Consider the following 13203-nt stretch of genomic DNA (forward strand, 5'->3'; position numbering starts at 1 on the left):
AAAAGTTTTAGTTTAGCTTTTTATCATTTACTGTTATCATTCCCTTATCAATTTTTACATCAAATAAAACATCACTATTTTGTGTTTTAGAATAAGCATTTACAAGCATTGCTACAGATGGATTTATTTTTTTCATAAAATTAATAAAATCATCTTTAGGTAATAATAAAACTACATTTCCATCAACATTTGCTAAAATATCTTTTTTGTCTAAAGTTTGGAAAGAAAGTTTATTTTTATTTAAAATTAAATTCACATCTAAATCTAACTTTTTAAACAAAAACATATTATTTTTGAAATTATTTACATCAAGTTTTGCATTTAACGTTGCTCCAGAATTTAAAACATCATTAATAGATTTAATAAAATTATCAATCACATAAGACATCTTTTGTGCTCTTTCATCTTTTGTTAAAGTAGTATCTAAACTTATTAATTCTACATCAAGATATGCACTATTTAAGGCTTTAACATTTTCATAATTCATATCACCTACTTCAATATCAAGTGCTAAATTATCTAAAGTTGCTTTTTTATATTTTGAACCTATTAAAATCTCATTTGTTTTGATATTTAACTGTGATTTATATAAAGCATTTTCTACTTCACCTTTAGTCTTTAAAGATAAATCACTTAAATCTAAATTTGACTTTTTTGCTGTAAAAATCAAATGTTCAAGTTTTAAATCTGAACTATTAATATATTCATTTAAGTATGTAATATCATGATTAAATGAGCTTATTTCTAATAGATAGTCATTTATTCTATTTGATGCTTCTACTAAGAACTTATCAAGGTTTATATGAGCTTTTAATAAATCATCTGTAGACTTATTTTCAATAAAGTAAGATAATACTTTTACTCTGCCGTTTGAACTTTTATCAATAGATTGTTCATCTATATCTTTAAGTGTTAACTTTTTGAATTTTGCCTTATTACTTAAAACAACATCAAAGGCTAAAGCTTTTCTATGTAAAAAGGATAAAATTCCTTGATTTTTTTCTTTATTCTCTCTAAGTTTATTCATAATTTCATCTGAAAATTTATCAAGATATATATTCACATTAATATCACTGTTATAATTTATATTTGAATTATTAATATTTCCTTTAAAAACAATTCCTTTTATAAATTCATCTAATTCTTTACTCTCTTCATTAAAAAGAGATTTAATTAATTTTTCATAAGAAGGATATTTCTCAATTAAACTTTCTTTTAAAAAGTTTTTAAACTTTTTTTCATTTTTGATTGTTAAGCTAAATTCTCTATTTGTTTCTAAATAACCTTCTTGAGTTAAAACCTCAACGTTTATTCCCTTGTCTTTTAAAAGAAGTGTTTGTTTATTAACTTCTTCATTAATAATATTTTGAACTCCTAATGGTGCTAAAGCTAATAATATTAATACTATTGCTAATAATACAATTTTTTTCATCTTAATCCTTATCTTTTTTTAATTTTACTTCAAAAACTGCACCACTATGTTCATTAAATGCTACAATTTCACCTTTTTGCTGTTCTACAATCTTTTTAGCAATATTTAATCCTACTCCCATTCCACTATGCTCTTTTGATGAAATAAAAGGTTGAAAAATTTTATCAATTATATCATTGTTTATTCCACCTGCATTATCTATAAACTGAATAACAACACAATCTTTTTCTTCAAAAACTTTTATTCGTAATAATCTATTTTCATAATTTTGAATTTTTACTAATTCATCTAAGGCATTATTTAAAATAATAATCCATACTTGCTCCATTCTTTGTTTTTGAACATTACAATTAAATACATATTTATTTTTATCAATATTTCCTAAAGAAAACTCTTCATCATTTAATAAAATAGGACATATTTGTTTAGATCTATTATATGCCATCGTTAATGCAGTTATTAAAGTGGAATAAATATTTACACTCTCTTTCTTTTCATTTGAACTTTGGGAAATTTCTCTCATAGACTCAACAATATTTGCTATTCTATCAATACCATCATTTATTTTTATACTATCTTCTAGCATTCTATTTTTTATTTCACTAGATGGTAAATCCTCTATATCATAACCCATCATTTCAAAGTTTCCTTTTATATATGTCAAAGGTGTATTTATTTCATGAGTTATTCCAGCAGCTAAGGCTCCTATTGAACTTAATTTTGCGTTTTTTATTTGTTCTTCTTGATGTATTTTATCTTTTTGTCTACTTTTTTCTACTTCTTCACTAATTCTATCTTCTAAATTTTGATTTAATTCTTGAAGCTTTCTTTTATCTTCTAATGAATTCATAACTAAAATGATATGTCTTCTATCATAAAGTAAACTCAATGATAATTCTAAATGAATCTCTTCTCCATTTTTATTTATAAAGATTTTTTCTATATTTTTTATTGAACCAATTTGTAATGTCTCATCAAATAGTTTTTCTAAGAAAACTTTAGAATCTTTATGTATAAAATCAAAAAAGTTCATTGATAAAATTTCGTGATGGTCATATAAAAATAAATCTGAAACACTTCTATTTACTTTTTTAAACTTTCCATTTAAATCAACTAAGGCTATAGCACTATTAACATTTTCAAAAATAGTATTGTATTGATTTACTTGTGTATTTAAATCATCATATAGTTTTTGTATAGTCTTTTTGTCTGTTATATTATTTCTAATAATAGTAAAGCCAATAAGCTTATTTTTAATATCAAAATTTGGTTCAATAAAAGATTCAGACCAAAAATAAGTTCCATCTTTTTTTAAACATTTAAGTTCAAAATTATAAGAGTTACCTTTTTTTATATAATCTAAAACTTCTTGATATTTTTTGTCATCTAATTCTTGATCTACTAATATTCTATGAGGATGACCTATTAATTCACCTTTTGAAAAACCAGACACTTCACAAAAAGCATTACTTACATCTGAGATTATTCCATTTTTATCAAGTCTTATTGACATAATATGATTATCAATTGTTTTTAAACTATCACTTAACTCTAAATAACTTTTTTTTACACTTAAATCTAAATCTTTATTTTCTTCTATTATTTTTCTATTTAGTTTTGAAATAGGCTCACTTAAGAGTATTGTCAAAACAATAGCAATTAATAATCCTATATATAAAATTGATTCAAAATGTTCTTCAAATCTTTTTGAATTCTCTTGGGGAAATAATTTTTTTAATTTTACTATAAATATCAAGTACTTATCATTTGAGATATAAAATCTTTTAGATAAATATTTATCAAAAATTAAATCATTTTTTGAAAGTATATTTTGTGCTTGATTATCAAAAAGTTTTTCTAAAGTATAATTTGGGGTAAAATATGAAGACCAATTATATTTACTATTTTCATGAACTAAAAAATTTCCTTTTTCATCAACAATATAAGAATAAGTAAATGATTTTTTTTGTTGTTCATCAAAAACTTCCATTATTTCAAATTCTAACATTAAAAAATAGTTCTTTGTTCTTAAAACAATATTTTGTAAAGGAACTAAAGGAAAATATAATTCATTGTTTTGCTTTTTTAAATATATATTTGAATGATAAAAAGAGCTTTCTTTTTTTGTAATAATATTTCTAAAAAGCTCTTCTCTTTTTATATTATATAAACTTGAAGCTTCTTTTATTAAAGAGTTTTTATCAAAAATATATTTTAACTTTTCATTTCCTTTTAAATCAATAAGAGTAAAACTATGAATAATTTTTTGACTTACTTTATAGTGCTCTAGTAATTGTTTTATTAAAGTATCATCTTTTTCATTTTCATAATTATTAAGAGCTTGACTTTTACTAATTTTAATAAGTACATTTTCAAGCTTTTTTTGTTTATTATTAAATGTTTCTTGATGTATATCTAAACTTTTAAAAATAGTATTTATATTTCTATTTTTTATATCTTCTTCATAAAACTTTTTGAATGTATATAAAGAAAATGTAAGTAAAATACTTGCGAATAAAATAAAAGTTAAGAAAAGTTTACTATAAAAATTCAATTTCATTTTTTACCTTTCTTTTTTTCTTCTATCTTCTGATACTAATTTTATATAAAAAACTAAACCATTATTATTTTTTTCAAACCATACACTTGCACCAGATTTTTCAATCAATAGTTTTGTTATATAAATATTAATATCCTCTTGTGAAAAGTTTTTAATATACTCTTCATTAAATATTTTCTTTATCACTCTATTTTCAACTGATATGTTATCACAATATTTAATTATAATTTCATTGTTATCTTCTATAACAGAGATATCAATAGTAGGGTTTTTTATTTTATGTACTTCAACTTTATTCAAAGAATATTTTAAAAGGTTAATAAATATATGTTTAAATTCATTATGAATCCCATAGCAAAGAAGGTTTTCTTTTGAGCTTAAAGATACAGTAGTATTTAATCTACTAATATCCTCTTTTAAACTTGAAACTGCTTCTTCAATTACATTATTAATATCATATTTATCACCATAACTATTTTTTGGGAAAAAAGACTTAAATTCATTTAAACTTATAGATAAAGTTTTTAACTCTTTTTCAATGTTTTCACTTAAAATATAAATATCTTTTTTATTTATTTCTTTAGTTCTAATTTTTCCTTTTAAATTTGCTAAATTAATTGAGATATTAGATATTGGTGTTTTCCATTGATGGGCTACTGCATCTAAAACCTTACTCATTAAAGCAACTTTAGTATTATCTAATAAGTCTTTATCTTTCATTTTTATTTCATTTAGTTTATTAGATAAGTCCTCTTTTAATAAATTATTTATCTTTTTTAATTGTTTAGAATTTGTAGTGCTTACTCTAATAGATATATAACCTATTAACCTATTGTTACTATCATATTTTGAAACAATACTTCCTTTTACCCAATATGAGTTAGCAAACTTATCTAAGTTTTTAATTTCACCTTCCCAATAACCTTTCTCATGTAACTGTTTCCATAATGCTTCATAGAACTTAGGAGAAACATCTGGATGTCTTAGAATATTTATATTTCTATTTATAAGTTCTTCTTTTGAGTAGCCACAAATATTACAAAAAGCTTGTGATACATAAGTTATTATTCCTTTTGTATCTGTATGAACCATAACTACATATTTATCTATTGATAATAATAAATCTTCATATTTTTTAGATACACTATTCTTAAGTTTTTTCATTCTAAAATATTTATAAATAAGAAATAATATAAACAAATAAATAAAATGAACTAATATTAATATCCAAAAATAGTTATTTGAGATTTGATTATAAATAGTTTTTTCTTTATTTATAAAAGCAAATAAATAAACATCTGTATAACTATTTATATTCTTAATAGGAATAAAAAAAGCTGCATTTAAAACCTTTGATGAAGAATAAATAAAACTAAACTCTTCTTTATTCTTCATATCAAGTTCAATATTATGTTTATACGACTTTTTAATATCCTTAAGATTTTTTAAAGAATATCTTTTTAAAGTAAAATTATCAGAACTTATAAAATAGTTTTTATTTAAAAGAAACTTATTAAAATGTTCACTATTAAAACTCTTTTTTGATAAAAGAAAAAAAGTATTAAAATCTGAATGTTCAGAGATATCTTTTATTAAACTATTTAAAGAAAATTCTAATTTTAAAGAACCTATAAAATCTAATTCTTTATTAAAAATTGGTTTCGTAAAACTAATCACATTATTTTGTTTCAAAAGTTCATAAAAATCCAATTCTTTTTTTCTAAGAGAAAAAGGAATTAAATCAAGACTATTAGAGTCAATGTTTTTATTCATTTTAAAAAAAAGTTTATTTTCTTTAGTATAAAAAGACAACTGTTTTAAACCATGAGACTTCAAATAAAAAAAATCATTCTTTAAATATGAAAAAAGTTTTTTCTTATTTTTATTTATAAAAGCTGTATAGATATTTTCATCATGTAAGTTATTAAAAAAAATCAAATCTACTTTATTTTTTAATCTTTTAAAAGAGTGACTATAACTTTTTTTTAAATTTTGTTTTTCTTTAAAAAGAGCAGTATTTAAACTCTCTTCTTCTTTATTTTTAACTATTATTACAGTAATAAATGAAAGTAATACAAAACATGAGAACAACCTAATTAATAGGCTTTTATCTATCATAAATTATGACTTTATTACTTCTAAAACTTTTTTTTCTAAAGCACCTAAAGAATCAAAAGGTTTCATTACATAATGTGTTGCTCCATGCTTATGAGATTTTAAAACCTTATCTAAAGTGGAATATGCTGTCATCATAATAACTTTTTGGTTCTTATTTATCTCCATAATTTTTTCTAAGGCATCTAATCCATTCATTTGAGGCATCATAATATCAAGAAGTACAATATCATAAGAAGTGTTCTTTAAATTATCAATTGCTAAAACAGGGTTAGTTTGTGTTGTAACATCAAAATCTCCACTTCTGTTAAAATATCTACTTAACATAGAAAGAATTTCTCTTTCATCATCCACTATTAAAACTTTATATTTACTCATTATTGTCCTTTAATCAAAAAGCTTTTTTGCTGCTTCTTTCATAGTTGATTGACTTTTTTCTTCTAAAATTTTATCAAGATAAACAAATACATTTGCACTCGCATCTTCAACTAATTGTATTTTATCTTCAATTAGCTGCTTAGAACACGATACAGAATTTCCAGAACACTCTTTAGCTAAAAGATTAGCTTCATCATGTACAACAGCATGGTATTTTTCTAAATGTCTGTATGAAGGAACAAAACTAAATTCTTCTTTTCCTAATCCAGTGTCATACCATTTCCCTAATCTACAATTATGATGATCAACAGCTTTAAAACTATGTTCTCCTCCAAAAATTAATTGATATAAATTGTTTTTATATATAACATGATCTAATTTTGCTAAATTAATAAAAATTGTATTTGATATATTTTCTACTTCATATACTGATCTATTTGCATTTCTTTGGAATGAATTCATTAAGTCACTTAAAGTATCTACTCTTTCTTTAGTTTCAACTACACCTTTTCCTACAACTTCTGAACTACTTTTTATTTTTGCTGTATCCGATTGAATTGAATCCACAACATCTTTTATTTGAGTTGCTGCATCAGCACTTCTACTTGCTAAGTTTCTTACTTCTTGTGCAACTACTGCAAAGCCTTTACCTGCTTCGCCTGCTGTTGCTGCTTCTACTGCTGCATTTAGAGATAATATATTTGTTTGGAAGGCAATTTCTTGAATAAGTGTAATTACTTCTGCGATATCTTTACTTTTTGAAACTAATGAGTTTACAATATCATTTTCTTTTTGGATTTCTTCTTGTAGGTACTGTGTATCATCTACAATTTCTGTTGTAAGATTCAGTCCTTTTGTTGAACCAGTAGCTGTATCTTTTGATTCTTTCATCATTGCTTGTAAATCTTCAAGTAAAGATGTATATGTTTTTTGAGTAGAACTTAAAGAGTTAGTCATGTTTTTATTATGTCTTTCTAATAATCCACCTTCTTTATTATCATGAATAGATGTTTTTCTTAAAGAAGCTATTTTATAACCTTCAAATTCTTTAAGTAAAATACTAGCTTCACAATCATCCATAATCAAAGTTTCACTCTTACTTTTAACTGCTTCTAAAACAACAGAATAATCAGAAATATTTGCTTTTGCGATATTATTAACAAAAAATATTTCATCCAAAGGAGAGAAAACTACTAAACCTTCTTCCTGAGAAAGTAAAGCTGTTTCTTTAAAAAGTTCTAGTTGTTTTTTGCAGTTATCATAATCTTTTTCATAAGGATTATTATTTAATTGCACATTTAACTGCTCAATATCTTTATCTTTTTGAGCAAGTTGCTTCTTGAGTTCTTTTATTTGAGAGTGTAATGAAACTATTTCATTTTCTAATTTTTTATTACCAAAAAACATAAACTAACCTTATAAGTACTTATTTAAGGAAATATTATCTTATTTTTGATAAATGGTATATAAAAATAATTAAATCTTTTAATTATTTTTAATATTTTTAGCACATCTTATAGCCTCACTAAATGATATTTGGAAGTTAAAGCCTCCTAGTTCACCAGTTATATTTAAACACTCACCAATAAAATAAAGATTTTTTTGCTTTAAACTTTCAAAGTTATAATGATTTATTTCATCTGTGTTTATTCCCCCTTTTGTTACTTCTGCTTTTGTATAGCCAAAGTTACCAGCAGGTGAAAATTCATAATATTTTAAAAGCTCTAACTTTTCTTTTTCTTCTTGACTTAATTCACTTATAGGTTTATCTTTTAAGTTTATTGAATTTAAAAATTCACTCGTAAATCTTTTAGCAAAAGGCAAAGCTGATGAAATTTTTTTATTACCTTTTAATAACTTTGATAAATCAGTTTTAGGTAAAAAATCAATTGCTAACTTTCCTTTCTTCCAATAAAGAGAACTTGTTAAAACTACAGGGCCTGAACATCCTTTATGAGCAAATAAAAAAGAACCTTCAAATCTTCTTCCATCTATATAACTATTTACATAAGTTGAAATTCCTGATAGGTTTTTAAACCAAAATTGATCTTTTTGAACTGTAAAACCTACAAGTGCAGGCTCTAACTTTTCTATTGTATGTCCAAATTTCTTAGCTATATCAAAAGCAATAGAACTAGCTCCTAAACTTGCATAAGATAAACCACCACTTGCTACTACAACTTTTTTTGCTTCGATTATTTTATGATTTGTTTTGATTTTAAAAACTTCATTCTCATAAGAAATATCTAAAACTTTTGTATTTAAATATTTTTTGATATGAGAAGTTAGCTTTGTAAACATATCTATAACATCTTGAGAGGATTTACAAAAATATGTTCCTTTTACAATTTTTGGATTAAGTGTAGGGAAAACTGCATTTTTATTTAAAAACTCTAAAGTTTCATCTTTTGAAAAGTCCTTTAATAGACTCTTTACAAGACTTCTATCACCTAAATAGTTTTTTTCACTTACAAGCTCATTTGTAATATTACATTTAGCCCCACCTGAAACTTTTATTTTTGCACCAATTTTTGCGTTTGCTTCAATCATACAAACATTTTTAAATACTCTTTTATTTAAATTTGAAGCAAACATCAAACCACTTGCTCCTGCACCTATAATTGCTATATCGTAGATACTTCATCCTTTTTACATATAAATCTATTTATGCCATTTTCATGACTATATTCTAAAGTATAATGATTTGCTTTTAAAATATTAAAAATTATATAAAGACCTAAACCAAAAGAGTCTTTATTATTTACTTCTGAGCTAAAAAATGGTTCAAAGTATTTTTCTAAATCAAACTTTAAAGGCTCTCCCTCATTTTCAAAAATTAAATCCCAACCATCACTTTTTATAGTTACTTTCTCATTAGGTGAGTATTTTAAAGCATTATCAATTAGATTTTTAATAGCAATTGAAAAAAGTTTAAAATTAACTTCAATTTTTTTATTTTCATATTTTTTGATTACAGACTCATCTTCAACCATTAAAATATCTTTTGCATTATCAACTATATCATCAATAAAATAGACTTTTTTTTCTACATTTTTAGTTGAGGAAATAAGTTCTTCTATTGAGGCAAATTCATTTATTAAAGCTTCTAATCTTATAAAAACCTCTTTTAATTTTTCATCATTTTCATCATTTTTTTCAAGTTCAACTAAAAACTTTCCTTTTGTAATTGGTGTTTTTAATTCATGCATTATATTTCTGATAAATACATTTCTTGATTCTTTTACATCTTTTAATTTTTTAGCTGCATTTTTAAACTCAACAGCTAAAAGTGAAACTTCATCTTTTCCATCAAGGTTACAACACTCAAAATCAAAGTTTTCATCGCCTAAAGTTTTTACCTTATCTTTTAAGATTTTTAGTGGCATTAGTTTTCTAAGTGTGATTAAATACATCAAAATAATAGTTATAATAACTATCGCAAATACTAAAATTATATAAATATTTGAATTATGAGAACTTACTGTATTATCTTTTACAAGAATTGTTTCACCTTTTTTCTTCATATAAATATAATTAAAATCATTTAACTTTAAAACTCTAAAGATTGTTTTTCTTTTTTTAGATTTCCTATGAAGTAAAACTTTCGTTTCTGGATTATATGTAATAGCATTTATTTTGCCTTTATTTGTAAAAAGTTCATAATTATACTCTTTTAAGCCCTTTGCAAAATCCATATCTAAACCACCTCTATGATGCTTTAGCATTACTCTTTTTACTATTGGGATATATCTATCCATTAACTCTTTTTCTTGTGTTTTATAATTGTGTGTCATTAATAAAAAGAAACTTACAATCACTAAAACAATTGAAATTATAAAACTAACTGTTATTGTGAAAAATATTGATGATTTATTCATTGTGTAAATTTATACCCCATTCCTCTAATTGTTTGAAGATATTTAGGTTCTTTTGGATTATCTTCTATCTTTTGTCTAATTCTATTTATTATTACTGCTAGTGAACCTGAACTTTCATAGTCTTGATTTAATAAATCAGAATTTTCAAAAATTTCCTCTCTTGAAATTACGAAATTTTCTCTTTTTAGCATAAGAGATAAAACTTCATATTCTGCTGCTGTAAGTTTAACATAATTTTCATTTTTACTTATTTGTTTTTTTTCTTCATCTAAGATAAACTTTTTTTTCACTTTTAAGTCATTATCTTTAGTATGATTAAATCTTCTAAGAATTGTTTTTATTCGAACTTCAAGTTCTCTAGGGTCATAAGGTTTTGGTAAGTAATCATCTGCTCCAAGTTGTAAAGCTGTTACTTTATCAGTAATATCACTTCTAGCACTTGAGATTATTATGGGTATATCAAAGTTTTTTACAATCTCTTTACAAACATCTAAGCCATCCATTCCTGGTAAAGTTAAATCTAAGATAACTAAATCAAAAGTATTTAACTTCAAAGATGAAAGAGCCAGAAAAGGCTCTTCATAATTTGTAACTTCTATATTAAACTTTTTTAGGTATTGAGTTAAAACATCTGCAAGTTCTAAATCATCCTCTACCATTGCAATTTTTATCAAAATTCATACCTTTTTTTTGCATCTTTTGAGCTTTTAAATCTATTAAAGTTTTAAACTGTTCTTTTTGTGTGTCATCTAATACAGCATATATTTTTTCTATTTTTAAAGCTCTTGATTTTAGCATATTCTGTCTTTTTTCACTCATAATTTTAATATATTTTTCTTTATCAAAATTAGATTTAGTAAATGCATCACTTATTGTTTGCTTTTGTTTTTTTGAATCTTGCATGATTTTTTTAATTTGTGTTTTTTGAGAATCACTTAGATTTAACTTTTTTAATGTTGAAAAAATTGGGTTTCTCATTTTTTTATGGGAAATATGTTTTTTCATCATTTTGTGATTATTTTGCATATTACACTCACCTTTATTTCCATAAGCAAATGCACCTGTAGCTAAAGTTGTACTTAAAACTAGTACTGATAAGATTTTTGTTTTTGTTGTCATTTTTTATCCTTTTTTTGTTCTGATAAAATTATGACATTGATATTTTAATACTATTTGAATATGAGTTTAATGTAAGTTTAACAAACATATAAAAAAGGTTTAAAGTAAAGACTTTAAAACCTCTTTTAACTGTTCAGGATTTGAAAAGTGATCAACTTTTTTTACAAAGTTACCATTTTTATCAAAAAAATAAATATATGAAGTATGTGCAACAGAATATCCCATTGAAGAGTTCTCTAATTCTACTTTTTTATAGTAAGTGCCATATCTTTGAACAATATCATCAATATTTTCTTTATTTGAAGTTGCACCTTTAAAAGTAGGATGAAAATATGTAGCATAAGAAGCTAAATCTTCAAGTTTATCTCTATTGGGATCAACTGAAATAAATAAACCTTCAAAATTTTGTTCAACTTTTTGCCTATCAAAACTATTTAAAGCATGAGCCAGTGAACTTAAAGAAGTAGGACAAACATCAGGACAAAAAGTATAACCAAAATAAATTGCTAAAACTTTTCCTTTATAATCATCTAAAGTTATTTTTCCATCTTTTGAATCTACTTCAAAAGAGTATTTATTTTTCTCTTTTACATCATTAATATACGGTTCTATTAAAACTATGATACCTACTGCTATTAATGCAGAAATTAAATATGATAATTTTTTCATGTTTTACCTTGTTGTTTGGAATTGAAACCTTGCTCCAACTCTTTGATTTATTTTTTCTAAACTTATATCAGCATTCCATTTCATATTTCCAACAGGACAAGTTGGAAGTGTACCTTTAGCTTCATATAAGCCATTTCCTAAGTTTTTAAATTTTAAGTCAAAATATCCCATAAACATATTTGTTGCGTAAATATTTAAAGAGATGTTTTCTAAATTCTTTTCACTACTTTTAAGTTTAAATGTAAGATTTTTCATCAAAGGTATCTCTTTTGGGAAAACTTCAAGAGTAAACTCTTTTCCATCTTCTAAAACTATAGTACAAGCAGATTTGTGTAAATCACAACTATTATCTTGAACTGTATATTTTACTTCACCTTTAAAATAATTATACACTTTGTTGAAATCTATTAAAAAATATCCTGCAACAATTGAAGCAATTACAAATATTTGAACTAATAAAGTTTTATTCATTTGTTATTTTCCACATTTTCCTGCGCCACAAGACATTTTTTCTTTATTATTCATTCCATGATTTTTCATCATCATTCCAGCCATTACTTTTTTAACAGGTGCAAAAACTTTTATATTTTGCCCATTTGAAAAACTTAAATCAATTTCTACTTGCATTTGTTCTTTTAAAGGTTTTGTCTTTAAATCAATTAACATAATATGAAAACCACCTGGTTTTAAAACAGTACTTGAGTTAGCTTTTATTTCAATTTTTGGAACTTGATACATTTTCATAATACCATCTTTCATATCATGAGTATGTAACTCTACAATATTTGAAGCACTTGAAGTTGCACTAATTAAAGATATACTTTTATCAGAACTATTCGTTATTTCCATAAAAGCTGCACTATTTGGAAGATTAGGTGGAGTTGCTCTTACATAAGCGTCTTTTACACTAAGTGCTGATGCAAAAATTGATGTTGCACTTAAAAATAGTAATGAGAATAATTTTCTTTTCATTGGAGTTTCCTTTTTCCATAATATATCATTTATGTGTTAATTATATATTAATTATAAACTCTTAACATACTCTTTACATA

General features: G+C 23.8%; 12 protein-coding genes. All 12 read right to left on the minus strand.

Going from position 1 to position 13203, the window contains the following annotated elements; translation table 11 throughout:
* Window positions 1-7: 7 nt before the first annotated feature.
* Window positions 8-1432, minus strand: a complete 1425-nt coding sequence (locus tag ACH5BK_RS11200; protein ID WP_404307406.1) for a hypothetical protein — start codon at window positions 1430-1432, stop codon at window positions 8-10.
* 1 nt (window position 1433) lies between these two features.
* Window positions 1434-3992: a PAS domain S-box protein gene (locus ACH5BK_RS11205; RefSeq protein ID WP_404307408.1), complete on the minus strand. Its 2559-nt coding sequence runs from the start codon at window positions 3990-3992 to the stop codon at window positions 1434-1436.
* Window positions 3993-3995: 3 nt separating this feature from the next.
* A complete protein-coding gene (locus ACH5BK_RS11210; protein WP_404307410.1) occupies window positions 3996-6110 on the minus strand; it encodes a PAS domain S-box protein in 2115 nt (704 codons plus the stop codon).
* 3 nt (window positions 6111-6113) lie between these two features.
* Window positions 6114-6488, minus strand: coding sequence for a response regulator (locus ACH5BK_RS11215; protein ID WP_404307566.1), 375 nt, complete (start codon window positions 6486-6488; stop codon window positions 6114-6116).
* A gap of 6 nt (window positions 6489-6494) precedes the next feature.
* A complete protein-coding gene (locus ACH5BK_RS11220; RefSeq protein ID WP_404307412.1) occupies window positions 6495-7892 on the minus strand; it encodes a methyl-accepting chemotaxis protein in 1398 nt (465 codons plus the stop codon).
* A 78-nt stretch (window positions 7893-7970) separates the two neighbouring features.
* Window positions 7971-9122, minus strand: coding sequence for an aminoacetone oxidase family FAD-binding enzyme (locus ACH5BK_RS11225; protein WP_404307568.1), 1152 nt, complete (start codon window positions 9120-9122; stop codon window positions 7971-7973).
* On the minus strand, window positions 9110-10363 hold the full coding sequence (locus ACH5BK_RS11230; protein WP_404307414.1) for an ArsS family sensor histidine kinase: 1254 nt from the start codon (window positions 10361-10363) through the stop codon (window positions 9110-9112). The genes ACH5BK_RS11225 and ACH5BK_RS11230 overlap by 13 nt, the downstream gene beginning before the upstream one ends.
* Window positions 10360-11037 (minus strand): response regulator transcription factor, encoded by a 678-nt coding sequence (locus ACH5BK_RS11235; protein WP_404307416.1) that lies wholly within the window; start codon window positions 11035-11037, stop codon window positions 10360-10362. The genes ACH5BK_RS11230 and ACH5BK_RS11235 overlap by 4 nt, the downstream gene beginning before the upstream one ends.
* Window positions 11009-11482: a Spy/CpxP family protein refolding chaperone gene (locus ACH5BK_RS11240; RefSeq protein WP_404307418.1), complete on the minus strand. Its 474-nt coding sequence runs from the start codon at window positions 11480-11482 to the stop codon at window positions 11009-11011. Before ACH5BK_RS11240 ends, ACH5BK_RS11235 begins: the two co-directional genes overlap by 29 nt.
* A gap of 99 nt (window positions 11483-11581) precedes the next feature.
* The gene (locus ACH5BK_RS11245; RefSeq protein WP_404307420.1) at window positions 11582-12151 is read right to left on the minus strand and encodes an SCO family protein; all 570 of its coding nucleotides are present in this window, start codon (window positions 12149-12151) and stop codon (window positions 11582-11584) included.
* A gap of 3 nt (window positions 12152-12154) precedes the next feature.
* Window positions 12155-12622, minus strand: a complete 468-nt coding sequence (locus ACH5BK_RS11250) for a hypothetical protein (protein ID WP_404307422.1) — start codon at window positions 12620-12622, stop codon at window positions 12155-12157.
* 3 nt (window positions 12623-12625) lie between these two features.
* On the minus strand, window positions 12626-13123 hold the full coding sequence (locus tag ACH5BK_RS11255; RefSeq protein WP_404307424.1) for a copper chaperone PCu(A)C: 498 nt from the start codon (window positions 13121-13123) through the stop codon (window positions 12626-12628).
* Between the last annotated feature and the right edge of the window lie 80 nt (window positions 13124-13203).

This window comes from Arcobacter sp. YIC-80 (genome assembly GCF_044841725.1).
Classification (GTDB): Bacteria; Campylobacterota; Campylobacteria; order Campylobacterales; family Arcobacteraceae; genus Arcobacter_B.